Below are 24,213 nucleotides of genomic sequence, written 5' to 3'. Positions count from 1 at the left end.
GGCCTGTAGGAGCGAGGCTTGCCCGCGAAGGCAATCTCCCCCGCGCCGCAAATCTCAACGCTTCTCCAGCTTGTCCGGCAACGGCGCAAACAGCGCTTCAATATCATCGCTCTGCAGTTTCCAGTCGCCCGCCGAACGTCCATCCAGCACGCCCGCCGCGAGGTCGGACTTTTCCTTTTGCAGGTGCTGAATCTTTTCTTCGACGGTGCCACGCGCGATCAGCTTGTAAACGAACACCGGTTTTTCCTGGCCAATGCGATACGCGCGGTCAGTCGCCTGATTCTCTGTCGCTGGGTTCCACCACGGATCGTAATGGATCACCGTGTCTGCTTCGGTCAGGTTCAGGCCGACGCCACCCGCCTTCAAACTGATCAGAAAAATCTGCCGCTTGCCGCTCTGGAAGTCCTTGACCGGCGCGCGGCGGTCACGGGTTTGTCCGGTCAGAATCGCGTATTCGACACCACGCTTTTTCAGCTCTTCTTCGATCAACGCCAGCATCGAAGTGAACTGCGAGAACAGCAGAATCCGCCGTCCTTCTGCGAACAGTTCTTCGAGCATTTCCATCAAGCTGTCGAGCTTGCCTGACGTGCCACCGCGCACCGGCAGCACGGCGTCGTTGACCAGACGCAAATCGCAACACACCTGCCGCAACTTCAGCAGCGCTTCCAGAATGATGATCTGGCTGCGGGCCACGCCTTTGCGGGTGATCTCGTCGCGGACTTTCTTGTCCATCGCCAGGCGCATGGTTTCGTACACGTCGCGCTGGGCTTCGTTGAGGTCGACCCAGTGGATGATCTCGGTTTTGGGTGGCAATTCCGTCGCGACTTGTTCTTTGGTCCTGCGCAGCAAAAACGGTTTGATCCGACCGTTGAGGTGCTGCAGCCGCACTTCGCTGCCGCGCTTTTCGATCGGCACGCGGTAATCGCGGTTGAAGCTTTTCACATCGCCGAGCCAGCCGGGCAGCAGGAAGTGGAACAGCGACCACAGCTCGCCCAAGTGGTTTTCCAGCGGTGTGCCGCTCAGGCACAAACGCTGCCGCGCGTTCAGCTCGCGAGCAGCCTGGGCAGCCTTGCTGTTGGGATTCTTGATGTACTGCGCTTCATCCAGCACCAACACGTGCAGCGGCACGGCGGCGAGGGTTTCGACGTCCTTGGGCAGCAGCGCATAGGTTGTGAGGATCAGGTCGTAATCGGCCAGATTGTCGAAATGCTTTTTGCGCGTGGCGCCGTACAACGCCAGTACTTTGAGCTGCGGCGTAAAGTGCGCTGCTTCATCGAGCCAGTTGGGGATCAGGCTGGTCGGCATCACCACCATGCTCGGCCGATCGAGCCGCCCGGCGATTTTCTCGCTGAGAATATGCGCCAGGGTCTGTAGGGTTTTTCCCAAACCCATGTCGTCCGCCAGAATCCCGCCGACTTCCAGTTGCCGCAGCGACTGCATCCAGCTCAAACCTTCGAGCTGATAGGGCCGCAACGTTGCGTTCAAGCCTTGCGGAGCGGTCGAGGTGAAGTCCTTGATGTCGCGCAGGCGCTGGGCAAAGGTGCGAATCTGCTCGCCACCTTCCCACAACAGCGGCATGCCTTCGAGCGGGTTCAGGCGTATCGCGTCGGCCTTGCTCAGGCGTAGCGTGGTTTCGCCCGGGCCTTGCAGATAGAACTCGCCGAGCGTCGCCAGCACTGGTTTCAAGCGACCGAAGGGCAGGGCGACTTGCAGCGGGCCGTACTCGGAATTCGGCCGATTGGGGATGTTCACCAGAATCAGCTCGTCGTCGCGACGCCGGGCAAGACGTTCCGGGTTGAGGATTTCGGTGTGCGAGCGCATCAGGTTCAACAGGATCGGCAGCAGGCTCAGGCGCTCGCCGTTGACGATGATGCCCAGTTCCAAATCAAACCAGTCGCGCTCCGGCGCTTGTTCGACGGTGGCGTACCAGTCGTCCACCGCGGTCAGGTCGAAACCGAAATCCTCGTCGATCTGCAGTTCCCAACCCTGGCTGCGCAGCTTCGGCAAGTCATTGAGGGTAAAGGTCAGCCAGGCACTGTCGTTGACCATCTCGAACAATTCGCCAGCGCTTTCCGGCAGGGCTTTGCTCTGCCGGGTGGCGATCTTGAAGCCGAGAATTCGCAGCTGTTCCCGGTAGGCCTGTTCGACTTCCGGCTGGCGTTTTATCCGTAAGGTCTGGGTTTCCTGGCGAATCAGCACGTCGGCATTCTTCTGCCCGGACACGTATTCATCCAGATAACTGAACGACAGCGCCGCGCGATGCTGGATGTAGCGCTGCATCTTGCCGTTGCGCGGCTCGAACGCGCTGAACTCGATGCTCGCCAGCCACAGGCGCGGTAGCGGTTGCACGTTTTCCACCAGCACTTGCGGCGGCGCTTTCGGGCTGCGGTTTTCCAGAACCGCCTGGAGTTTTTCCAGCAGTTCGGCGTCTTGCGCGGCGGCGGGGTAGGCGAGGGTTTCCTGCACTTTGAGCAGCACCGCCGCGCAGTGTTTGCAGTTAGTGCGCACCGGGCACGAGCACGTCGCGTCGACCATCAGCAATGTGGCTTTGGCTGACTCGCGCAAGCGAATGGTCTGACGGTAGACGTTGCCGCCCGAGCCTTCACACGCGGCGACGATGGTCGCGTCGCCGGCCTCGACGATCCTGACGCGATTTTCCAAAGCGTAGCGGCGGCCACGCTCCAGGCTCTGCTCCTTGAATCGGCTGACCCAGGAAGGTGCCAGGGGTTTGCTCAGGGTCGCGGCCATAAAGAAGTCAATCAGTCCGGAATTTCATCGGGGACTGGCCGAGGTGCCGGGGCGGTCAACGAGGTGATCTTGATCAGCAGGCCGAGGTGGCCGTTATCGAGGAAATTCAGCTGGCCGTTCTTGGTGTGGCTTTCCTGTTTCAGGCGTTCGCTGGCGGTGACCAGGCCGTTGGCGTCGATCTGATTGACCCAGAAATCGGCATCGACGTCGGTGAAACGCCCGAGTTTCAGGCTCAGCGTGCCCTCGATCGGGAATTGTCCGAACTGTTCCGCGCCGTCGCTGATCGCAATCTTGCTTGGTTGTTCGCCGAGCGTCTGTTGCCAGGCCTTGTGCAGCAACACTGTGTAATCGTTGCTCGCGGTGAGCTTTTCCACTTCGCCGTTCAGGCTCGGCGTGCGCACGTTGTCCGGGCTCAGGCGTTGGGCGCCGCCGGACCAATCTTCCGGGGCGGCACGGCTGACAATCGCCGGCACGGCGTTTTGCCGGACCAGAATCATTTCGACTTGATACAAGTCGTCGGCAAACGCCGTGGGTGTGGCGACCAGTGCAACCAACAAGGTCAGTGAGCGAAACAGGCGCATGCGGCGTCCTTCAAGCAGTTTTCGGGAGAAGGCGCTCGAACAGCGCCTCAACAGTATTAAAGCGCTCTTCCGGGCGCTCCATCGGCACCATGAACTTGAACATCGTGGCACCCTCGAACTTGTAGCGTTTCGGTTGGCTCTGGATCAGTTTGATCAGGGTCAACGGGTCGACCGGTGTCTGCGCAGCGAACTCGATCCGCCCGCCCTGTGGGCCGCCATCGACTTTCTTGATACCCAGCTGTTCGGCCTGCAGTTTCAGCAAAGTGATGCGCACCAGATTCTTGGTCGGCTCCGGCAGCAAGCCAAAACGGTCGATCATTTCTACCTGCAAGTCCTTCAGGCCTTCCTCATCGGTGGCCGAGGCAATGCGCTTGTAGAGAATCAGTCGGGCGTGAACGTCCGGCAGATAATCCTCGGGAATCAGCGCCGGAACCCGCAAGTTGACTTCCGGGCCACCGCCCAGCGGTTGATCGAGGTTGGGCTGCTCGCCTTTGCGGATCGACTTCACCGCGCGTTCGAGCATTTCCATGTACAGGGTGAAACCGACCGCCTGAATCTGCCCACTTTGCCCGTCGCCGAGCAGCTCACCGGCGCCACGGATTTCCAGGTCGTTGGTCGCGAGGACAAAACCGGCGCCGAGGTCTTGGGTGTTGGCGATCGCTTCCAGACGTTTCTCGGCATCGGAAGTGATTTGCTGGCGCGGCGGCGTCAGCAGGTACGCGTAAGCCTGGTGGTGACTGCGACCGACGCGGCCACGCAATTGGTGCAGCTGCGCGAGGCCGAATTTGTCGGCGCGTTCGATGATGATGGTGTTGGCGCTCGGCACGTCGATGCCGGTCTCGATGATGGTCGAGGCGATCAGCACGTTGAAGCGCTTGTGGTAGAAGTCGCTCATCACCTGTTCGAGTTCGCGTTCGCGCATCTGCCCATGACCGATGCCGATCCGCGCTTCCGGCACCAGTTCGGCGAGGTCAGCGGCGCATTTTTCGATGGTTTTCACATCGTTGTGCAGGTAATAAACCTGACCGCCGCGCAGCAATTCACGCAGCAGGGCCTCTTTGACCGTGCTTTTGTTTTGCTCCATGACGAAGGTGCGCACCGACAAACGCCGCGCCGGTGGCGTGGCGATAATCGACAGATCGCGCATGCCCGAAACCGCCATGTTCAGCGTGCGCGGAATCGGCGTGGCGGTCAGCGTAAGAATGTCGACTTCGCTGCGCAGGGCCTTGAGCTGTTCCTTTTGACGCACACCAAAACGGTGTTCTTCGTCGATGATCACCAGCCCGAGATTTTTGATTTTCACATCGTCGGACAGCAGCTTGTGCGTGCCGATGACGATGTCGATCTTGCCTTCCGCGAGTTCGGCGATCGCCGCATTCACTTCTTTGGCCGACTTGAAACGGCTCATCACTTCCACGCTCACTGGCCAGTCGGCAAAGCGGTCGCGGAAGCTGTTGTAGTGTTGCTGGGCGAGCAGGGTGGTCGGCACCAGAATCGCCACTTGGCGACCGCCATGCACCGCGATGAACGCGGCGCGCATGGCCACTTCGGTCTTGCCGAAGCCGACGTCGCCGCACACCAGCCGGTCCATCGGTTTCGGCGCGAGCATGTCGCTGCGCACGGCGTCGATGGTGGTCTGCTGGTCCGGGGTTTCCTCGAACGGGAACCCGGCGCTGAACGTCGCGTAATCGGCTTTCGGGTCAGCAAACGCATGACCTTCGCGGGCCGCGCGGCGTGCATAAATGTCGAGCAATTCGGCGGCGACGTCGCGCACCTGTTCGGCGGCTTTGCGTTTGGCTTTTTGCCAGGTTTCGGAGCCGAGCCGGTGCAGCGGCGCCAGGGCATCGTCGCTGCCGGTGTAACGCGCGATCAAATGCAGGTTGGCCACGGGCACGTAAAGTTTGGCGCCCTCGGCGTATTGCAGCATCAGGAACTCGGCGGCCTGATCGTCGATTTCCAGCGTGGCCAAGCCGAGGTAACGGCCGACACCGTGGTCGATGTGCACCACCGGTGCGCCTTCGCGCAGTTCGGTGAGGTTCTTGATCACCGCGTCATTGTTGCCGTCAGCGCGTTTTTCGCGACGCCGACGCTGCATCACCCGTTGCCCGAACAGCGGGCTTTCGGCGATCAATGCCAGCGCCGGATCATCGAGCACCAGGCCTTCATCCAGCGGCGCAATAGTGATCGCCAGGCGATCCTTGCTCGCGACAAAGTCCGGCCAGCTGTCGACGGTTTTCGGTCGCAGTTTCAGGCGTTCGAGCAGTTCCAGCAGCACTTCGCGACGACCGGCCGATTCGGCGGTAAATAGCACGCGACCGCGGAACTCGCTGAGGAAACCGGCCAGCGCCGCCAACGGCTGAGTCGCCTTGGCTTCGATGGCCAGGTCCGGCAACGCATGCGCCGGGAAGCGCTCGCGGCCGACGCCGGTTTCGACGTCCTGTTGACTGGCGACCACGCGCGGCCAGTTTTTCAGGCGCGCGAAGCAGTCTTCCACCGGCAGGAACAACTCGGCTGGCGGCAATAAAGGACGCGATGGATCGACGCGGCGCTCTTCGTAGCGATTGCGCACGTCGTTCCAGAAGTTCTCGGCAGCTTGCTCGATGCCCGGCAGCGAAAACACTTGGGTGTCTTGCGGCAGGTAGTCGAACAGCGTCGAGGTTTCATCGAAAAATAGCGGCAGGTAGTACTCGATCCCGGCCGGGGTAATTCCGCTGCTCAGATCCTGAAAGATCGGGCAACGGCGGAAATCGACGTCAAACCGCTCGCGGAAGCGCGCCTTGAAGCGGGTGACCGCATCCTTTTGCAGCGGGAATTCCCGCGCCGGCAACAGCCGCACCGTGTCGACTTTGTCGATGGAGCGCTGGTTGTCCGGGTCGAAGGTGCGCAGTGTTTCGATTTCGTCGTCGAACAGATCGATGCGGAACGGCAGTTTGCTGCCCATCGGGAACAGATCAATCAGCGAGCCGCGCACAGTGAATTCGCCGTGCTCGTACACCGTGTCGACGTAGCGATAGCCACTGGCCTCAAGGCGCGTGCGCATCTGCTCGACATCGAGCTTCTGCCCGACGTCCAGCACCAGGCTGCTGCCGAGCAGGAACTTGGTCGGCGCCAAGCGATGCAGGGCGGTGGTGATCGGCACCACCAGTACGCCATGCGTCAGTTCGGGCAGCCGATACAGGCTGGCGATGCGCTGGGAAATGATGTCCTGATGCGGCGAGAACAGGTCGTAGGGCAGGGTTTCCCAATCGGGAAAATGCAGTACGGGCAAATCCGGGGCGAAGAAACTCAGCTCCTGTTCCAGCCGTTCGGCACTTTGGCTGTCGGCGGTCAGCAGCAGGGTAAAGCGCTTGGCAGCGCTGGCAGCCTCGGCGATGGCCAGGCTGAGGGCGGCACCGGGCAGGTTGCCCCAGTGCTGTTTACCTGCCGCAGCAGGGAGTAGCGGTAGACGCAGAACGGGCACGGAAGGTTGAGCTCCAAGCGTTGCGACAAAGTCGGTAATTGTAGCGGCCTCGGGTGCCGGCTGTCAGTTGCAGATCTGTCTATATCGCGGGTTGGACGAAATGTAGTGGTAAAGACAAAATCGAGCGGTTTTTCGTTCAAAAATGCTGATTATGTAGTGGCTAAAACAACACGCGTTACGGAAGGTTACGGACAAGGCAGCGCTGTCCCCAAAAAATTGACTACGCTGGAGGCCGCGGTTTTATTGGGCTTCAGGGCAGCGTAATTTTTTTGAACGGGATTTTGTTACTGCTTGCGCGACAGGCGCGCATTGCTACGAGAGGCAGTCGGCGGCATAATGTAGCCCCTTTTTTCTGCCCCTACATAGTGGAAGGTTCCCGTGACTCAGAAGCCCGACCAGTGTCTTGGTGAATGGATCGACCGTGAAGCACTCGCAGAAGCGATGATTCCGCTTATCGGTCAGCTCTACCGCAATAACAACGTGGTGAGCTCGATCTATGGCCGCAGCCTGATCAACCAGTCTGTCATCGCGATTCTCAAAGCTCACCGCTTTGCTCGCCATCGCTCTACCGACGACAGCGAACTCTCCGTCCACGAAACATTCCCTCTGCTGAAAGCCATGAGCGAGCTCAAGCTCGGCGCGGCTTCGGTAGACTTGGGCAAGTTGGCGTTCAAATTCCGTAACGATGGCAATGGCCGCAGCGCCGAGCAGTTCGTGCGTGAAGAAATGGCTGACGTTGTTGGCCAGCAAAACGCTACGGCGCGCAAAGGCACCGACGTTGTCCTGTACGGCTTCGGTCGTATCGGCCGTCTGCTGGCGCGCATCCTGATCGAGAAAACTGGTGGTGGCGACGGCCTGCGTCTGCGCGCCATCGTGGTCCGCAAGGGCGCCGAAAATGACCTGGTCAAGCGCGCCAGCCTGCTGCGTCGCGATTCGGTTCATGGTTCCTTCAACGGCACCATCACCATCGATGAAGAAAACAACACCATTACCGCCAACGGCAACCTGATCCAGGTGATCTACGCGAAAAACCCGACTGAGGTGGATTACACCCAGTACGGCATCAAAGACGCGCTGCTGGTGGACAACACCGGTGTGTGGCGTGACGCCGAGGGCCTGGGCCAACACTTGGCTTGCCCGGGGATCGACCGCGTTGTGTTGACCGCGCCTGGCAAAGGCAAGCTGAAGAACATCGTTCACGGCATCAACCACGGCGAAATCACTGCTGACGACAAGATCGTTTCTGCCGCTTCCTGCACCACCAACGCCATCGTGCCGGTGCTCAAAGCAGTCAACGACAAGTTCGGCATCATCAATGGTCACGTTGAAACGGTTCACTCGTACACCAACGACCAGAACCTGATCGACAACTTCCACAAGGGCGATCGCCGTGGCCGTAGCGCCGCGCTGAACATGGTCATCACCGAAACCGGTGCTGCCACCGCTGCTGCCAAGGCCTTGCCTGAGCTGGCCGGCAAGCTGACCGGTAACGCGATTCGTGTTCCAACGCCTAACGTGTCGATGGCCATTCTCAACCTGAACCTTGAGAAAGCCGCGACCCGCGAAGAGATGAACGATTACCTGCGTTACATGGCGTTGCACTCCGATTTGCACAAGCAAATCGACTACGTCAACTCGCAGGAAGTGGTTTCCACCGACTTCGTTGGCTCGCGCCACGCAGGCGTGGTGGACGCTGAAGCGACCATCACCCAAGACAACCGCGTTGTTCTGTACGTTTGGTACGACAACGAATTCGGTTACAGCTGCCAGGTGGTTCGTGTGATGGAAGACATGGCCGGGGTCAACCCGCCAGCCTTCCCGCGCTAAGCCTTAGCCGCACATGAAAACGCCCCGATCAGTCGGGGCGTTTTTGTTTGTGGCGTTTGTCTGGCTAGGGTGTGTCGCCTCGGCGGGCCTCTTCGCGGGCAAGCCTCGCTCCTACAGGTTATGCGCGAATATTGATATTGCACGCTACCTGAGCGAGGCTTGCCCGCGAATACGATCTACCTGGCGCCACCAACCGCCGCCGCTTGCGCAGTCCGCAGTTCATGTCGATTGCCTTTGAATAGCACCAACGTCGCAATCAACCCCAACACCGCCGCGCCACTGAGCCAGATCCCCGGCGCAGCCTTGTTGTCCAGCACGTGAATCAGGTAGGTACACGCCGCCGGGGTGAAACCGCCGAACGTTGCGGTCGCCAGACTGTAGGCCAAAGAGAAACCGGTGGTACGCACTTCTACTGGCATGATCTCGGTCAGCGCCACGACCATCGCGCCGTTGTACGAACCGTACAGGAACGACAACCACAACTCGACGATCAGCAAATGGCTGAAGCTCGGGTTCGCCACCAGCCACGACAGCGCCGGATAAGCCGTGAGGATCGCCAGAATGGTCGCCGCGAGCAGTAAGGGTTTACGCCCGATCTTGTCGGACACCGCCCCCATCACCGGCAACCAGAAGAAGTTCGAAAGACCAATGCACACCGTCACCAGCAGCGCATCCAGGTCCGACAGGTGCAGCTCGGCTTTGCCGAAGGTCGGCGTGTAAGCCGTGATCAGGTAGAACGACACCGTGGTCATGACCACCAGCGCCATGCCGGCGATGACGATGCCAAAGTTCTGACCGATCGAGCGGATGATTTCCTGCAGGGTAGGGCGATGTTTGCGCGCCTCGAACTCAGGTGTTTCCTCCAGCGAGCGGCGAATCACGAAGATCACCGGCACGATCATGCAGCCGATCAGGAACGGCACGCGCCAGCCCCATTCGCCCATTTGGTCGGGGCTGAGCCAGTGGTTCAAACCAACGCCAATCAAACCGGCAAACACCACCGCCGCTTGTTGGCTGGCGGACTGCCAACTGACGAAGAAACCTTTGCGCCCCGGCGTGGAAATCTCCGCCAGGTACACCGAGACACCGCCCAGTTCGACGCCCGCCGAGAAGCCTTGCAACAAACGCCCGAACAATACGAGCAAAGGCGCGGCCACGCCCAACGTCGCGTAACCGGGTACGCAGGCAATCAGCACGGTGCCGGCGGCCATCATCGCGAGGGTGATGATCAAACCTTTGCGGCGGCCGTGACGGTCGATGTAGGCGCCGAGGAAAATCGCGCCCAGCGGACGCATCAGGAACCCGGCACCGAAGGTCGCCAGGGACAGCATCAAGGATGCAAATGCGCTGTCGGCAGGGAAGAAGGTCTTGGCAATGGCCGTGGCGTAGAAGCCGTAGACCATAAAGTCGAACATTTCGAGGAAGTTACCGCTGACAACGCGAAAGATCGCTTTGCCTTTGCCCGTTTCGCTGGACATTTGAACGCTCTCACTTTGGCTGTCTTATTGAAATCCCTGGTCTTGACGCCTCCTGACTGCCGGGTTCAAGCACGCAGGCGCTTACCGAACAGTTTTGTAACGATATGTGTATGAAGATAGATAGGCAACCACTAGTTAGCTTGCTGCTTAAACGTTATAGCCATTACGCGGCATGGATTCAGCAGCTGAGCGCATTAGCCCCTGTAGGAGCGAGGCTTGCCCGCGAAGGCGGCGTGTCAGATTGAGCGCCTTCGCGGGCAAGCCTCGCTCCTGCAGGACGGGCATAATGGCCGGCCTTGGCGTTGTGTCTGGGTATTGAGGGGAAGTGAGTGTGTTGAAACGGAAGGGTATTTTCATGGTGCTGTGCGTTGCCCTGTCCGGCTGCGGCAATGGCGATTCCATGGAAAGCCTCAGCGGCCCGACCATGGGCAGCACCTATTCGATCAAGTACGTACGAAAAAGCGACTCGCCGGCGCCGAAACACGTCCAAACCGAAGTCGAAAAAATTCTCGCCGAGGTTGACCGGCAAATGTCCACCTACCGCAGCGACTCGGACATCGAACGCTTCAACGCTCTGCCCGCCAACAGCTGTCAGACAATGCCCGCGCCAGTGCTCGAATTGGTCCGCGTCGCCGAACAGCTGTCGCGCCAAAGCGAAGGCTCCTACGACCTGACCGTCGAACCTCTGCTTAACCTCTGGGGGTTCGGCCCGCAGGCTCGTGACGAAAAAGTCCCGACCGCTGAAGCGCTCGCTGAGGTGATGCAGCGCGTCGGCTACTCGCACTTGCGCATCAGCGGCGATCAGCTGTGCAAAGACGCCGCCGTCGAAGTCGATTTCAACAGCATCGCCGCCGGCTACGCAGTCGATACCATCGCGGCAAAACTGCAAAGCCTCGGTATCCACAATTACCTCGCCGAAGCCACCGGCGAGCTTAAAGCTGCCGGGAGAAAGCTCGACGGTTCAGCGTGGAAGATTGCCCTGGAAGAGCCTCGCGACGATCAGCAAGTGGCGCAACGCATCATCAACGTCGACGGTTACGGCGTCTCGACTTCCGGCGGTTACCGCAATTATTTCGAGCGGAACGGCCGGCGTTATTCCCACACATTCGACGCCCGCAGCGGCGCACCGATTACGCACAATCTGGCGTCGGTCACGGTAATTAATCCTTCAACGTTGATGGCCGACGGCCTATCGACGCTGTTGCTGATTCTCGGCCCTGAACGTGGTTGGGACTACGCGCAAAAACATCAGATTGGTGCATTCTTTGTGATTCGTGCCGATACAGGTTTTGTCACCAGGACCAGCCCGGAATTCGAACGCCTCAGCGGCGGTAAAAGCGAATGATCACGGCGATTTGCGCATTGAAGACTGGCGTTGTAGCGCCGGCAAAAGTAGCCTGTGACGCGACCAAGGGTTAATGTGCGCGGCGTTGACGCTTCTATAGACTGTGTCCCGGGTTCTGCACTGGCCCAAAATTGTTCCTTCACGCCGCAGATCGGCGTGATTTAGCCGCAGGTGCCGATGGCGCCGCGGCCTGTTCTGAGGAGTACGCATGGCTGTCTACAACTACGACGTGGTGGTGCTGGGTTCCGGCCCGGCAGGAGAAGGCGCGGCAATGAACGCCGCCAAAGCAGGGCGCAAAGTGGCGATGGTCGACAGCCGTCGCCAGGTCGGCGGCAACTGCACCCACCTCGGCACCATCCCGTCCAAGGCATTGCGTCACTCGGTCCGGCAGATCATGCAGTTCAACACCAACCCGATGTTTCGGGCGATTGGTGAGCCGCGCTGGTTCTCGTTTCCGGATGTGCTGAAAAGCGCTGAAAAAGTCATTTCCAAACAAGTCGCATCGCGTACCGGCTACTACGCCCGCAACCGCGTCGACGTGTTCTTCGGCAGCGGCAGTTTTGCCGACGAGCAAACCATCGAAGTGGTTTGCGCCAACGGTGTGGTTGAAAAGCTTGTCGCCAAGCACATCATCATCGCCACCGGCTCGCGCCCGTATCGCCCGGCGGACATCGATTTTCATCACCCGCGTATCTACGATAGCGACACCATCCTCAGTCTCGGCCACACCCCGCGCAAACTCATCGTTTACGGCGCTGGCGTAATTGGTTGCGAGTACGCCTCGATCTTCAGTGGTCTGGGTGTGTTGATTGAATTGGTAGATAACCGTGGGCAGCTGCTGAGCTTCCTCGACTCGGAAATCTCCCAGGCGCTGAGTTACCACTTCAGCAACAACAACATCACGGTTCGCCACAACGAAGATTACGAGCGTGTCGAAGGCGTGGACAACGGTGTGATCCTGCACCTCAAGTCCGGCAAGAAGATCAAGGCCGACGCCTTGCTCTGGTGCAACGGCCGTACCGGCAACACTGATGCGCTGGGTCTGGAAAACATTGGCGTGAAGGTCAATGGCCGTGGGCAGATCGAAGTCGATGAAGCCTATCGCACCTGCGTGCCGAACATTTACGGCGCCGGTGACGTGATCGGCTGGCCAAGCCTGGCGAGTGCCGCGCACGACCAGGGTCGTTCGGCAGCGGGCAGCATCGTCGATAACAACAGCTGGCGCTTTGTGAATGACGTGCCAACCGGGATTTACACGATTCCGGAGATCAGCTCGATCGGCAAAAACGAGCAAGAGCTGACCCAGGCCAAAGTGCCGTACGAAGTGGGCAAGGCGTTCTTCAAGAGCATGGCGCGCGCGCAGATTGCCGGCGAGCCTCAGGGCATGCTGAAGATTCTGTTCCACCGCGAAACGCTGGAAGTGTTAGGCGTGCACTGCTTCGGTTATCAGGCGTCGGAAATTGTTCACATCGGTCAGGCGATCATGAGCCAGCCGGGCGAACTGAATACGCTGAAGTATTTTGTGAACACCACGTTCAACTACCCGACCATGGCCGAAGCCTATCGGGTAGCGGCGTACGATGGCCTCAACCGGCTTTTTTGAGCGGCTCCGGCCGGTGGCCTGAGCCGGCCGGGGAGACCGATTTCAGCAATTCTCGAGCGTGGCAGTGGCCAAACCGGGAAAGTCTGTAATCAGGCTGTCAACGCCGAAGTCGGCGAGTCTGCGCATCAGCGCGGGCTCGTTGACTGTCCACACCGACACATGCAGGCCCTGGCGCTGCGCCTTCTGCAGGCGTTCCGGGGTACACAGCGTCCAGTTCAGCGCAAGAAATTCACAGCCGTAGCTTTGCGCGACCTTCAACGGGTCGAGCCAGGCGTACTCGGCAACCAAACCGCGCGACACATCCGGCACCAGATCCAGCGCCGCTTTCAACACTTCGCGTGAACTGGAGGTGATGGTGACTTTGTCGAGCAAGCCATGACGCACGGCCATTTCGCGGATCGCCAGCACCGTAGTCGCGGCGCGCGTGCGTGAAGCGCTTTTGACTTCGAGCTGCCAATGCTCGAAAGCGCATTTCTCGAACAATTCTTCCAGCGTCGGAATCGGGCACGGCTTGATCCAGCCCGGGCCGCCCTTGCGCGCGTCGTAGGTCACCAGATCCTTGGCCGAATGCTCGACCACTTTGCCGCGGCGGTCAGTGGTGCGCTTGAGTGTCGGGTCGTGAATGACCATCAACTCGCCGTCCATGGACAGGTGCAGGTCCAGTTCGCAACGGCGCACGCCGTGCTTGAGACATTCCTGAAAACTGGTCAGGGTGTTTTCCGGTGCTTCGCCTTTGGCGCCGCGATGGCCGTAGATGAGGGTCACGGTTCTTCCTTAATTAAATGCCGGATTCGTTTTGTTCACGGGCCAGGCGTCGTTCCTGGGCCTGCTTCTGCAAGATGTAGCGCGCGAGCAATTGGCGTTGGGCATCGGTCGGGTACTCGAATTCGGTGCCGACGTCGTAACCATCGCCCTTGCTGTCGCAATGCGTGACGCGCGCGCGCAGCAGCAAACCAAGCGCTTGCGGCATCAGCACCATTTTCACTGACAGATGCGCGCCGACCGCAATGGGCGTCGGGTGCTGAAAGTCGATGCCGCCCTCGGAGATAATCACCGGTTGCGGTTCGCCGATCTGCCCGAGCACGGTCAATGCGACTACTTGGCTGAGCAGGTCGATGCGTTTGTTCTGGGATTTCAAGAATGCCGCAATGGCGCGGTCGCGCTCACTGATCTGGCGCAACAGGTGCTGCGACTCGAATTCACTCAGGTGCAATTCACTGAGCAAGTTGAAGAGCGGGGAAGCATCCTGCAACACTTCCTGGCCTGCGGCTTCGGGAGCGGACAGGGACCGAATTTCCAGTGCGATCGCATCTTCGATACGGTAGTATTCGCGGCGATCTTCTTCATCTAATGTCGACATGGCGAACCCATGGTAGCGGCGGTGGTCTGAGTGTAAAGCTGGTTACCGACCCCCGCCACAAGGACGTTCCTTTTCCCTCCGAACAAGCCCCGACATGTTCAGACCTCTCTTCGTATTTATTGGCACGCGTTATACCCGTGCAAAGCGTCGCAATCATTTTGTGTCGTTCATTTCCCTGACTTCAATGATCGGGCTCGCCCTCGGCGTGGTCGTGATGATTGTCGTGCTGTCGGTCATGAATGGCTTCGATCATGAGATGCGCACCCGCGTGCTGGGCATGGTGCCCCACGCGACCATCGAGTCCGGTGAACCGATCAACGACTGGCAGGCCCTGGCCACCAAGGTCAAACAGAACCCGCAGGTGACGGCCGTTGCGCCATTCACCCAGATGCAGGGGCTGCTGACCAATAACGGCAAGGTCTCCAAGGTGTTGCTCAATGCCATCGACCCGACGCTGGAGCGTCAGGTTTCGATCATTGATAACTTCATGAAGCAGGGCAAGCTCGACAACCTAACGCCTGGCAGCTTCGGCATCGTCATCGGTGACAAAGCGGCGGCCAAGCTCGGCGCGGCCATCGGCGACAAGCTGACGTTCGTTGCGCCGGAAGTCACCGTGACCCCGGCCGGGATGTTCCCGCGGATGAAACGCTTTACCGTGGTCGGCATTTTCCATGTCGGCGCTGGCGAGCTGGACGGTTACCTCGGCGTGACCAATCTGCAGGATCTGGCCCGGCTGCATCGCTGGAAACCCGATCAGGTGCAGGGCATTCGCCTGAAGTTCGACGACCTGTTCCAGGCGCCGCGCACTGCGTGGAACATCGCCCAGCAACTTGGCGAAGACCATTACTACGCGCGTGACTGGACCCGCACCCACGGCAATCTGTATCAGGCGATCCGCATGGAAAAAGCCATGATCGGCCTGCTGCTGTTGCTGATCGTTGCGGTCGCCGCGTTCAACATCATTTCCACGCTGGTAATGGTGGTGAATGACAAGAAAAGCGACATCGCGATTCTGCGCACGCTTGGCGCCACGCCCGGTTCGATCATGGCGATTTTCATGGTCCAGGGCACGGTGATCGGGGTGGTCGGAACGCTGATCGGCGCGGTGGTCGGGATCTTCGCGGCGCTCAACGTCAGCGCGGCGATCTCGGCCCTCGAAGGCTTGATCGGGCATAAATTCCTGAATGCCGACGTGTACTTTATTGATTACCTGCCGTCGCAAGTGCAGAGCCAGGACGTGTTGATGGTCTGCGCCGCCGCGTTGGTTCTGAGTTTCCTCGCCACCCTGTATCCAGCCTGGCGTGCCGCGCGCACCCAGCCTGCGGAGGCGCTACGTTATGAGTGAGTCGGGCATGAGTGAAAAAGCAATCTTGAGCTGCCGCAACCTAGGCAAATCCTACGAGGAAGGCCCGGAGTCGGTAGAAGTGTTGGCCGGTCTGCAACTGGAGTTGCACCCGGGCGAACGCGTGGCCATCGTCGGCACCTCGGGCTCGGGCAAAAGTACTTTGCTCAACCTGTTGGGCGGCCTCGATACGCCGACCAAGGGCAGCGTTTGGCTGGACGGCGAAGAGCTTTCGGCGCTGAGCGAGAAAAACCGTGGCCTGCTGCGTAACCGATCCCTCGGGTTCGTCTACCAGTTTCACCACTTGCTGCCGGAATTCACCGCGCTGGAAAACGTCTGCATGCCGCTGCTGATCGGCAAGACCGCCATCCCGGAGGCGCGTCAACGTGCAACGGCGTTGCTGGAGCGGGTAGGGCTGGGTCATCGCTTGCAACACAAACCGTCCGAATTGTCCGGCGGCGAACGTCAGCGTGTGGCCATCGCCCGCGCCCTGGTAAACAAGCCCGGGCTGGTGATGCTCGATGAGCCGACCGGCAACCTCGACTCGCACACCGCGCAGGGCATTCAGGATTTGATGCTGGAACTCAGCACCTCGATGCGCACCGCGTTCCTGGTGGTGACTCACGACATGAACCTGGCTCGCCAGATGGATCGCGTCCTGCATTTGCAGGAAGGTCGCCTGACGCCCATCTGATTGACCGAAACCCGGCGCGGCTGAAAAGCCCGTCGGGTCTTTTATTTTTATACGGTGCCCCAGCGAATGTTCAGACCGTTATCGATCTTCATCGGCGCGCGCTATACCCGCGCCAAGCGCCGCAATCGCTTTGTTTCCTTCATCTCGATGACCTCGATGATCGGCCTCGCCCTCGGTGTGCTGGCGATGATCGTGGTGCTCTCGGTGATGAACGGTTTCCAGCGCGAAATGAGCTCGCGGATCCTCGGCATGGTGCCGCACGCGACCATCGTCGGCGTCAACCCGATCGACGACTGGCGGCCGGTTGCAGCCGCAGCGATGAAAAACCCCGAAGTCACCGCTGCCGTGCCGTTCACCGAAATGGAAGGCATGTTCTCCTACAAAGGCTCGATGCAGCCGATCCAGATCAGCGGCATCGATCCGGCGCAGGAAGGCAAGGTGTCGATCGTTACGCAACATATCGTCCAGGGTCGTCTCGACGATCTGAAGCCGGGCGAGTTTGGCGTGGTGGTCGGTGAAATCACCGCGCGGCGTTTTCGCTTGAATGTCGGTGACAAACTCACCCTGATCGTCCCGGAGATCAGCAGCGCACCGGGCGGCATCACGCCGCGCATGCAGCGCCTGAACGTAGTGGGCGTGTTCAAGGTCGGCGCCGAGCTTGATGGCTCGATGGCGCTGATCCACATGGCCGACGCGGCGCAGATGCAGCATTGGCAGCCGAATCAGGTGCAGAGCGTACGCCTGGCGGTGAAGGACCTGTACGCTGCGCCGCAAGTGTCACACAACGTTGCCACGGGCCTCGGCGCCGCTTACAAGGCTGACGACTGGACCCACACCCAGGGCAGCCTGTTCAGCGCGATGAAAATGGAAAAAACCATGATCGGCCTGTTGCTGCTGATGATCGTCGCGGTAGCGGCGTTCAACATCATCGCGACGTTGATCATGGTGGTGAACGACAAGGGCGCGGACATCGCGATTTTGCGCACCATCGGCGCGACACCACGCCAGATCATGGCGATATTCATGGTGCAGGGCACGGTGATCGGGATTGTCGGCACATTGATCGGCGGCGTGCTGGGCGTGATTGCGGCGCTGAATGTCAGTGAACTGGTGGGTTGGCTGGAGCGCGTGAGCGGGCAGCATATCTTCAGTTCGGACGTGTATTTCGTCAGCAATCTGCCGTCGGAATTGCAGGGCGGCGATGTGTTGTTGATCTGCTCGGCGGGGTTCATTTTGAGCTTTCTGGCGACGGTGTACCCGGCGTGGCGAGCGGCGAAAATCGAACCGGCTCACGCGTTGCGGTATTCGTAAGCCTTAACAGCGCTTTCGCAAGCAAGCTCGCTCCCACAGTTGATCGAGTTGGGCCGCAGATTCATGGCCAACTCCTATCCCTGCGGGAGCGAGCTTGCTCGCGATGAGGCCGGCCCAGCAGGCCTCAATCCTTCCTTGGCAACTCAATCACAAACCGCGTCCAGCCATTTGCCGATTCGCAACGAATCAACCCGCCGTGCGCGCGAATGATTGACTGAGTAATCGCCAAACCCAACCCTGCATGCTCGCTACTGCCTTCCTGCCGCGCCGGATCAGCCCGGTAAAACCGGTCAAACAGGCGCGGCAACAATGCCGGATCAATCCCGCTTCCAGTGTTTTCGACCAGCAACGTCAAGCCTTCGGATTGCTCGACGATCCTCACTCGAACCTCGCCGCCAACCGGGGTAAACCGCAACGCATTGTCCAGCAAATTAGACAGCGCCCGGCGCAACATGCTGCGGTCCCCGAGCATTCGCGCCGAGCCCTCGCGGCTCAACCGTACCTGCGCGTCCTCGGCCAGCGGCGCAAAAAACTCCAGCAACACATCAGTTTCTTCTGCCAATTCCAACGGTTCACGTTTGGGCATCAGCAAACCGTGGTCTGCCTTGGCCAGGTACAACATGTCGTTGACCAGTTGCGCCATCCATTGCAGTTCTTCGAGGTTGCTGTGCAGCGCTTCGCGGTAGTCCTCGAGAGGTCGGGGGCGGGTGAGGGTGACTTGCGTGTGTGTCAGCAGGTTCGACAGCGGCGTGCGCAGTTCATGGGCGATGTCGGCCGAGAACGCTGAGAGCCGCTGAAAAGAGTCGTCGAGACGTCCGAGCATGGCGTTGAAGTTGTGGGCCATTTCCGCAAGTTCCGGCGGCATGTTCTCTTCGGGCAAGCGTGCGTTGAGCGATTGAGCGGAAACCCCACTGGCAACCACGCTCATGCGCCGCAACGGACGCAAACCGCTGCGCGCCGCCCACGCTCCAAGTAGCGCCGTGGCCAACGCCGACAGGCCGACCGTCAGCCAGATCAGATTCTGCATGCGCTGCAGGAAGTGCTGGTGATGCGTGATGTCCAGCAGCAGGGTCAATTGCGGCGAATCGGCTTTGTCCGCAAACAGCGGCGCGTTGAGCACGCGATAGTCGGTGCCGGCATCGTTGACCGTGGACAAACCAAGCTTCTGCGGGAGTTTTTGCGGCAATTTCGACGAGCTGTCAAACCAGCTCTGGCCATCGCTGCCGGTAATGCGCAGCGACAAATCAGCCTGGCGGCTCAGCTCATCCTGCAATTTGACTTCGCTTTCGCTGGACTGGATATCCTGCAAGGCGCGGCGTAAACCGATCAATTTGCCATCGAGTAATTGCTGATCCAGTTCGACAAAATGTGCCTCGCTGGCGCGGCTGAACAGCACCCCGGCGAACAACGAAACCACCGCTGTACACGCCGCGAACAGCAGTGCCAGGCGATTGCTCAAGGACAATCGGCGCATCAGGCGTCACGCTCTTCGAGGACGTAACCCATGCCGCGCACGGTGTGGATCAGTTTGTTCGGGAAGTCGTCGTCGATCTTCAAACGCAGGCGACGGATCGCGACTTCGATGACGTTGGTGTCGCTGTCGAAATTCATGTCCCACACTTGCGAAGCGATCAGTGACTTGGGCAGCACTTCGCCCTGGCGGCGCAGGAGCATTTCCAGCAGAGCGAATTCCTTGGCGGTCAGGTCGATGCGCTGGCCACTGCGTTCGACGCGGCGGCGGATCAGGTCGAGGCGCAAATCGGCGAGTTGCAGCGAGGTTTCCTGCGGCGCGGCGCTGCCCCGGCGCAACAGACTGCGGACTCGCGCGAGCAACTCGGAGAAGGCAAACGGCTTGACCAGATAGTCGTCGGCGCCGAGCTCGAGGCCGTGGACCCTGTCCTCCACCGCGTCGCGCGCCGTCAGAAAAAGTACCGGCGTATCTAGGCCAGCGCCGCGCACCGCTTGCAGAATCTGCCAGCCATCGCGACCGGGCAACATTACATCAAGGATCAACAAGGCATATTCACCGCTCAGCGCCAGTTGCTGGCCGCTGTTGCCGTCAGCCACCAGCTCGGTGGTAAAACCGGCCTCGGTCAGGCCTTGGCGCAAATAATGGCCGGTTTTCGCTTGGTCTTCGACGATCAGCAGTTTCATTGATAGCTCTGTTTATTGATGGCTCTGTTCATTGGTAAGTCGGTTTAAGTGGAACGAGCGCTTTATACCGTGGCTGGCCGAGATGCTGGCCAACCTGACAAAGTTGTAATCTGGCCGTCAGGTTGCGGGCAGGCGTGTCAGTTTAGAGTTTTCCACAGGCTGAACCTTATCTTGTTGGAGTACGACTATGTTTTTGCGCAATCGTCTGGTGCTGGGCGCGTGCTTGCTGGCGCTGAGCTTCGGGCTCGAAGCTTCACCCGCGCAGACTTACGACTTCGGTCAACCGGCGCCAGCGGCCAAAGCCCAGCGCAGTGTCGAGGTGGTAATGGGCGATATGTCGTTCGATCCGAAGGCCATCGATATCAAGGCCGGTGAGACGATTCGCTTTGTTCTGGTGAATAAGGGGCAATTGCTGCACGAATTCAACCTCGGAGACGCGACGATGCATGCCGCGCACCAGCAGGAAATGTTGAAGATGCAGCAGAGCGGCATGCTGACGCCTACCGCCATGAAGGAAATGGACCACAGCGCGATGGCTGGTATGGACCACGCATCGCCAGAGCACGGCATGCAGCACGACGACCCGAACAGCATATTGGTGCCGCCAGGTAAGACGGCCGAGCTGACCTGGACTTTCACCAAGGCCACCAGCCTCGAATTTGCCTGCAACATCCCGGGACACTATCAGGCGGGCATGGTCGGCAAATTGACTGTCAGTCAGTAAGCACTCAAAGGCGCGCGCAAAGGCTGATAGAATCCGCTGATTCTTCAGTCAGGTTTCCGCCATGCATCCCGCAGCCGAACACTCGCCGCTGGGCAAATCCAGCGAATACATCGCCACGTACACGCCGTCCTTGCTGTTCCCGATTCCGCGCACCGCGAAATGGGCGGAGTTGGGGCTGACCGCAGAAACCCTGCCTTATAAAGGCGTGGATTTCTGGAACTGCTTCGAGCTGTCGTGGCTGCTGCCGTCGGGCAAGCCGGTGGTGGCCATTGGTGAATTCACGATTCCGGCGGATTCACCAAACATCATCGAATCCAAGTCCTTCAAGCTGTACCTCAACTCGCTGAATCAGACGCCGTTTGCCGAAACAGCGGGCCTCGAAGCGACGCTGGTCAAAGACCTGTCGGCCGCTGCCGGCAAGCCGGTTGGCGTGCGTATTCGCAGCTTGCGCGAAGTTGAAGCGGAGGGCGTCGTGGCGTTGCCGGGCGTGTGCATCGATGACCTGGATATCAGCGTCAGCAACTACGAGCAGCCGCGCCCGGAACTGTTGCGTTGCGATGCTTCGCGGATCGTCGAGGAGAGCGTGCACAGCCATTTGCTCAAATCCAATTGCCCGGTCACCAGCCAGCCGGACTGGGGCAGCGTAGCGGTGGAATACCGTGGCGCGGCGCTGGATCATGCGAGTCTGCTCGAATACATCGTCAGCTTCCGCCAGCATTCGGACTTCCATGAACAGTGCGTGGAGCGGATTTTCCTCGACTTGCAGCGTTTGTTGAAACCACAGAAATTGACCGTGTATGCGCGGTATGTGCGTCGTGGTGGGCTGGATATCAACCCGTATCGCAGCACTGAAGACGTGCAGTTGCCGAACCATCGTCTCGCCCGTCAATAACAGATCACGGTAGGGGCGAGCCTGCTCGCGATAGCGCTGGGTCAGTCAGAATCTTTGCTGACTGGAAGAACGCTATCGCGAGCAGGCTCACTCCTACGAGGACTGCGTCGCGCCTTCCGGATATGAGAAAGCCCCGCTATTGCTAGCGGGGCTTTTTTGCATCTGGCGGGTTCAGATCCCGATGTTGCCCAGCGTCAGCACGATGTTGCGCAAGGTGCCGGCAATGGCGGGGTGTTCGAGTTCGAAGCGCTCGACGGCCAGATTTACTCCGTCAGACAGGCTTGAATCCTGAGTTTTGGTTTCCAGTTCGATCTCGGCTTCAATTTGCTGCATCAGCACATGAAGGTCCTCGCGCTCGGCTTCGGTCAGCGGCGGATTCTGTTCCAATTGCTCGCGCAGAGTATTGAGCTGTTCTTGCAGTTCGCGGGCAGGCATGGCGTTCTTCCTTTTATCGATAGGCACTGGCATAGACCGCAGCAGCGTGCCAAAGGTCTATGGCTGGGCCCTAGATTAATCCAGTCGCCGGCAAGCTGCATGCTTTCATCGGTATAAGCCTGAAGTCAGGGCTTTTCACCTTTGAGCCGGCGCAGGCTGATGTCCGCCAGACAGGTGTCGAGCTCGCCGAGGTGATCGATGACCGAATGCACGCCGAGGCTGAATAATTGCACGGTCGCTTTGCCGCGCCGTTGTTCGCGATCCTTTTGGCTCAGCGCTTGCCATTCGTTCGGCGCCAACCCGCACAGCGAACCGCAGGACGCCAGGCCAATGGTCCACAAGCCGGCATTCAAACCCGCTTGGAGCAATTGCGGTTCGCCGCTGACCAGCACGCAGCCATCCAGACGATCGACGTTCAGCGCCATCAACGCTTGCCAGCAAGCATTCGGCGCGGGCCACGGATTGATTGTTGCTGGATGTTGCGATGGCTTGATCCACGTCGGCAGGTGAGCCGCCAATGAGTGGCTGAGGGCAGGGGAGAGTTCATCGAGCCAGGCACACGGTATTTGTTGGCGCTGCAGACTGCGCAGGCTCTCCAGCGCACCAGGCGTGACCTCGGCAAACTCTTCGCCAGGCAAACCGGACTGCTGCGTGCGGGCGCCGAAATCCACCAGGCAACCACTGAGGCCAAACAGCACGGCGGTCAGGTTTGGCGCGGTGACTGGCAATGCTTCGGCTTGCGGCATATCAGCGTCCCTGAAATAGCGACAAGCCTAGGGAAGGACGGTGACAGTTGAGTGACAGTTCGCCGAATTGCTGGCCGTCGGCGGCGACTTCTGCACGCCGACTCGCGTGGTGCTGCCTAAACCGACTTTTCCGTCTTATACTAGCCGCCTTAACGCTTGGGCCGCGCGCCCGCGCTCGTACAAATCCAAGGAGTTTTCTATGCGCTGGAGCAATCAATTCGCTCAGCTTTGTGTGTGTGCCAGCGTGTTGCTGGTTCCGTTTGCTGCCCAGGCGGCTACGGAAGAGGATCCTTGGGAAAGCGTCAACCGCCCGATTTTCCAGTTCAATGACTTTGTCGATACCTATGCGCTGAAGCCTCTGGCTCAGGGTTATCAGTTCGTCACGCCGCAGTTTCTCGAAGACGGCATCCACAACATGTTCCGCAACGTCGGCGACGTGACCAACCTCGCCAACAACGTTTTGCAGGCCAAACCGGCTGCGGCTGGCGTTGACACTGCGCGTCTGATCTTCAACACCACGTTCGGCCTGCTGGGCTTCTTCGATGTCGGCACCCAGATGGGCTTGCAGCGCAGCGACGAAGATTTCGGCCAGACCCTCGGCTACTGGGGCGTCGGCAGCGGTCCTTACGTAATGCTGCCATTGATGGGCCCAAGCACGCTGCGTGATGCGCCGTCCAAGTACGTCGACAGCTACACCAGCCCGTACCGCTACATCAACGACGTGCCAGTGCGTAACTCGATTTTCGGCCTGAATATCGTTGATACCCGCGCGAGCCTGCTGTCGGCCGAGAAGCTGATGAATGGCGACAAGTACATTTTCATCCGCAATGCGTACTTGCAGAACCGCGAATTCAAAGTCAAAGACGGCCAGGTCGAAGACGATTTTTGATTCTGTGCGTTAAAACGAAGAAGGCGGCCAATTGGCCGCCTTCTTCATTTGTGCTTCGGGCTTATTTCATCTTCAAGATTGTAAGGCCGAGTTTCTGACTGCCGCCGTCCTGCGCCTTGACCCATACCACTTCGGTGTCGGCTTCAAGGCCGGTCAGCGCCGCGTGATCGGAATCGATTCGCACGCTCAGCCGGTCGCCGACCTTTAACAGGCGGGGCGCCTCCACCTGTATGCCACTGCTGGAAAGGTCGATGCAGACGGCTGGCACCTCATCGCCCTCGTGAATCAGCGACACATCGGCATCGACTCGCATGCGGATGAAATCGCGCTTTTCGCTGTAGTCCCGATCGGTTTGACTCATGGGCTCGATCCTTCCATTGGGTTACGGTTTAGCCTGTTCTTATAACTCCCGGTGATTTGAGAAGTAAAGACGTCAAGCGACCATCGGCGTGTGCTTGAAACGCCCCGCGGATGGGAGTACCGTCTGCGCCTTAGAAGGGCACCTCTGGTGGACTTGTCTGTAGGGCGAACGCTCGAAAACAGTGCAACAGAGAGGCTAGAAAGCGAATCCAGTAGTGAGAGCCGGGTTAAATCCCCTGCCTGCTACGCCAACCTAATTCTGGC

General features: G+C 59.6%; 20 protein-coding genes. 9 read left to right on the top strand and 11 right to left on the bottom strand.

The genetic code is table 11. The features are described from left to right. Positions 1 to 54 precede the first annotated feature (54 nt). From BLU01_RS03230 to mfd, 3 genes are read right to left on the bottom strand one after another with little or no spacing between them, the layout of a single operon-like run. Entirely contained in the window at positions 55 to 2,748 is a 2,694-nt protein-coding gene (locus tag BLU01_RS03230) for a DEAD/DEAH box helicase (RefSeq protein ID WP_092270737.1), read from the bottom strand. 11 nt (positions 2,749 to 2,759) lie between these two features. Then, positions 2,760 to 3,329: a CsiV family protein gene (locus tag BLU01_RS03225; RefSeq protein ID WP_092270734.1), complete on the bottom strand. Its 570-nt coding sequence runs from the start codon at positions 3,327 to 3,329 to the stop codon at positions 2,760 to 2,762. 10 nt (positions 3,330 to 3,339) lie between these two features. Beyond that, on the bottom strand, positions 3,340 to 6,789 hold the full coding sequence (gene mfd / locus BLU01_RS03220; protein ID WP_092270731.1) for a transcription-repair coupling factor: 3,450 nt from the start codon (positions 6,787 to 6,789) through the stop codon (positions 3,340 to 3,342). A 378-nt stretch (positions 6,790 to 7,167) separates the two neighbouring features. On the opposite strand from mfd, the gene BLU01_RS03215 reads away from it, so the two are divergent. Next, complete coding sequence (locus tag BLU01_RS03215) at positions 7,168 to 8,616, top strand: glyceraldehyde-3-phosphate dehydrogenase (protein ID WP_092270728.1); 1,449 nt, start codon at positions 7,168 to 7,170, stop codon at positions 8,614 to 8,616. A gap of 176 nt (positions 8,617 to 8,792) precedes the next feature. Here BLU01_RS03215 and tcuC read toward each other — a convergent pair whose 3' ends face one another. Further along, on the bottom strand, positions 8,793 to 10,094 hold the full coding sequence (gene tcuC / locus BLU01_RS03210; protein ID WP_092270725.1) for an MFS transporter: 1,302 nt from the start codon (positions 10,092 to 10,094) through the stop codon (positions 8,793 to 8,795). 355 nt (positions 10,095 to 10,449) lie between these two features. On the opposite strand from tcuC, the gene BLU01_RS03205 reads away from it, so the two are divergent. Further along, positions 10,450 to 11,439, top strand: a complete 990-nt coding sequence (locus tag BLU01_RS03205; protein WP_092270722.1) for an FAD:protein FMN transferase — start codon at positions 10,450 to 10,452, stop codon at positions 11,437 to 11,439. Positions 11,440 to 11,647: 208 nt separating this feature from the next. Then, positions 11,648 to 13,042: a Si-specific NAD(P)(+) transhydrogenase gene (gene sthA / locus BLU01_RS03200; RefSeq protein WP_092270719.1), complete on the top strand. Its 1,395-nt coding sequence runs from the start codon at positions 11,648 to 11,650 to the stop codon at positions 13,040 to 13,042. Between the two features lie 42 nt (positions 13,043 to 13,084). On the opposite strand, the gene BLU01_RS03195 is transcribed toward sthA, so the two are convergent. Together BLU01_RS03195 and BLU01_RS03190 are read right to left on the bottom strand one after the other, a co-directional pair. Further along, entirely contained in the window at positions 13,085 to 13,807 is a 723-nt protein-coding gene (locus tag BLU01_RS03195) for a glycerophosphodiester phosphodiesterase (protein ID WP_092270717.1), read from the bottom strand. A 13-nt stretch (positions 13,808 to 13,820) separates the two neighbouring features. Continuing rightward, positions 13,821 to 14,402: a PilZ domain-containing protein gene (locus BLU01_RS03190; RefSeq protein ID WP_092270715.1), complete on the bottom strand. Its 582-nt coding sequence runs from the start codon at positions 14,400 to 14,402 to the stop codon at positions 13,821 to 13,823. Between the two features lie 94 nt (positions 14,403 to 14,496). On the opposite strand from BLU01_RS03190, the gene BLU01_RS03185 reads away from it, so the two are divergent. The 3 genes from BLU01_RS03185 (at position 14,497) to BLU01_RS03175 (ending at position 17,749) form a co-directional block, all read left to right on the top strand. Beyond that, a complete protein-coding gene (locus BLU01_RS03185) occupies positions 14,497 to 15,747 on the top strand; it encodes a lipoprotein-releasing ABC transporter permease subunit (RefSeq protein WP_092270712.1) in 1,251 nt (416 codons plus the stop codon). A gap of 7 nt (positions 15,748 to 15,754) precedes the next feature. After that, positions 15,755 to 16,438, top strand: a complete 684-nt coding sequence (gene lolD, locus BLU01_RS03180) for a lipoprotein-releasing ABC transporter ATP-binding protein LolD (protein ID WP_167370415.1) — start codon at positions 15,755 to 15,757, stop codon at positions 16,436 to 16,438. 66 nt (positions 16,439 to 16,504) lie between these two features. Then, positions 16,505 to 17,749 (top strand): lipoprotein-releasing ABC transporter permease subunit, encoded by a 1,245-nt coding sequence (locus tag BLU01_RS03175; RefSeq protein ID WP_092270706.1) that lies wholly within the window; start codon positions 16,505 to 16,507, stop codon positions 17,747 to 17,749. A 124-nt stretch (positions 17,750 to 17,873) separates the two neighbouring features. Here the strand turns inward: BLU01_RS03175 and BLU01_RS03170 are convergent, their stop codons facing one another. Both BLU01_RS03170 and BLU01_RS03165 read right to left on the bottom strand, forming a co-directional pair. Then, positions 17,874 to 19,223: a heavy metal sensor histidine kinase gene (locus BLU01_RS03170; protein ID WP_092270703.1), complete on the bottom strand. Its 1,350-nt coding sequence runs from the start codon at positions 19,221 to 19,223 to the stop codon at positions 17,874 to 17,876. Beyond that, on the bottom strand, positions 19,223 to 19,903 hold the full coding sequence (locus BLU01_RS03165; RefSeq protein ID WP_092270700.1) for a heavy metal response regulator transcription factor: 681 nt from the start codon (positions 19,901 to 19,903) through the stop codon (positions 19,223 to 19,225). The genes BLU01_RS03170 and BLU01_RS03165 overlap by 1 nt, the downstream gene beginning before the upstream one ends. A gap of 187 nt (positions 19,904 to 20,090) precedes the next feature. Between BLU01_RS03165 and copI the strand changes: the two genes are divergently transcribed. Further along, positions 20,091 to 20,627 (top strand): copper-resistant cuproprotein CopI, encoded by a 537-nt coding sequence (gene copI / locus BLU01_RS03160; RefSeq protein WP_092270697.1) that lies wholly within the window; start codon positions 20,091 to 20,093, stop codon positions 20,625 to 20,627. Positions 20,628 to 20,688: 61 nt separating this feature from the next. After that, positions 20,689 to 21,519: an NADPH-dependent 7-cyano-7-deazaguanine reductase QueF gene (queF, locus tag BLU01_RS03155; protein ID WP_092270694.1), complete on the top strand. Its 831-nt coding sequence runs from the start codon at positions 20,689 to 20,691 to the stop codon at positions 21,517 to 21,519. Between the two features lie 171 nt (positions 21,520 to 21,690). On the opposite strand, the gene BLU01_RS03150 is transcribed toward queF, so the two are convergent. After that, a complete protein-coding gene (locus BLU01_RS03150) occupies positions 21,691 to 21,954 on the bottom strand; it encodes a DUF4404 family protein (RefSeq protein ID WP_092270691.1) in 264 nt (87 codons plus the stop codon). Positions 21,955 to 22,079: 125 nt separating this feature from the next. Beyond that, complete coding sequence (locus BLU01_RS03145) at positions 22,080 to 22,700, bottom strand: phosphatase (RefSeq protein WP_092270688.1); 621 nt, start codon at positions 22,698 to 22,700, stop codon at positions 22,080 to 22,082. A gap of 199 nt (positions 22,701 to 22,899) precedes the next feature. On the opposite strand from BLU01_RS03145, the gene BLU01_RS03140 reads away from it, so the two are divergent. Then, positions 22,900 to 23,589, top strand: coding sequence for an MlaA family lipoprotein (locus BLU01_RS03140; RefSeq protein WP_092270685.1), 690 nt, complete (start codon positions 22,900 to 22,902; stop codon positions 23,587 to 23,589). Positions 23,590 to 23,650: 61 nt separating this feature from the next. On the opposite strand, the gene BLU01_RS03135 is transcribed toward BLU01_RS03140, so the two are convergent. Next, the gene (locus BLU01_RS03135) at positions 23,651 to 23,950 is read right to left on the bottom strand and encodes a PilZ domain-containing protein (protein WP_092270682.1); all 300 of its coding nucleotides are present in this window, start codon (positions 23,948 to 23,950) and stop codon (positions 23,651 to 23,653) included. Positions 23,951 to 24,213 lie beyond the last annotated feature (263 nt).

It is taken from the genome of Pseudomonas prosekii, assembly GCF_900105155.1.
GTDB lineage: Bacteria > Pseudomonadota > Gammaproteobacteria > Pseudomonadales > Pseudomonadaceae > Aquipseudomonas > Aquipseudomonas prosekii.
The sequence above is the reverse complement of the archived record's forward strand: the minus strand, read 5'-3'. Positions and strand labels throughout refer to the sequence as shown.

Bases quoted from the DNA above. Each gene is read 5' to 3' on its own strand.
- BLU01_RS03230 (WP_092270737.1), bottom strand. From the start codon at position 2,748: ATGGCCGCGACCCTGAGCAAACCCCTGGCACCTTCCTGGGTCAGCCGA.
- BLU01_RS03225 (WP_092270734.1), bottom strand. From the start codon at position 3,329: ATGCGCCTGTTTCGCTCACTGACCTTGTTGGTTGCACTGGTCGCCACA.
- tcuC (WP_092270725.1), bottom strand. From the start codon at position 10,094: ATGTCCAGCGAAACGGGCAAAGGCAAAGCGATCTTTCGCGTTGTCAGC.
- BLU01_RS03205 (WP_092270722.1), top strand. From the start codon at position 10,450: ATGGTGCTGTGCGTTGCCCTGTCCGGCTGCGGCAATGGCGATTCCATG.
- sthA (WP_092270719.1), top strand. From the start codon at position 11,648: ATGGCTGTCTACAACTACGACGTGGTGGTGCTGGGTTCCGGCCCGGCA.
- BLU01_RS03190 (WP_092270715.1), bottom strand. From the start codon at position 14,402: ATGTCGACATTAGATGAAGAAGATCGCCGCGAATACTACCGTATCGAA.
- BLU01_RS03185 (WP_092270712.1), top strand. From the start codon at position 14,497: ATGTTCAGACCTCTCTTCGTATTTATTGGCACGCGTTATACCCGTGCA.
- lolD (WP_167370415.1), top strand. From the start codon at position 15,755: ATGAGTGAAAAAGCAATCTTGAGCTGCCGCAACCTAGGCAAATCCTAC.
- BLU01_RS03175 (WP_092270706.1), top strand. From the start codon at position 16,505: ATGTTCAGACCGTTATCGATCTTCATCGGCGCGCGCTATACCCGCGCC.
- BLU01_RS03170 (WP_092270703.1), bottom strand. From the start codon at position 19,223: ATGCGCCGATTGTCCTTGAGCAATCGCCTGGCACTGCTGTTCGCGGCG.
- BLU01_RS03165 (WP_092270700.1), bottom strand. From the start codon at position 19,903: ATGAAACTGCTGATCGTCGAAGACCAAGCGAAAACCGGCCATTATTTG.
- copI (WP_092270697.1), top strand. From the start codon at position 20,091: ATGTTTTTGCGCAATCGTCTGGTGCTGGGCGCGTGCTTGCTGGCGCTG.
- queF (WP_092270694.1), top strand. From the start codon at position 20,689: ATGCATCCCGCAGCCGAACACTCGCCGCTGGGCAAATCCAGCGAATAC.
- BLU01_RS03150 (WP_092270691.1), bottom strand. From the start codon at position 21,954: ATGCCTGCCCGCGAACTGCAAGAACAGCTCAATACTCTGCGCGAGCAA.
- BLU01_RS03145 (WP_092270688.1), bottom strand. From the start codon at position 22,700: ATGCCGCAAGCCGAAGCATTGCCAGTCACCGCGCCAAACCTGACCGCC.
- BLU01_RS03140 (WP_092270685.1), top strand. From the start codon at position 22,900: ATGCGCTGGAGCAATCAATTCGCTCAGCTTTGTGTGTGTGCCAGCGTG.
- BLU01_RS03135 (WP_092270682.1), bottom strand. From the start codon at position 23,950: ATGAGTCAAACCGATCGGGACTACAGCGAAAAGCGCGATTTCATCCGC.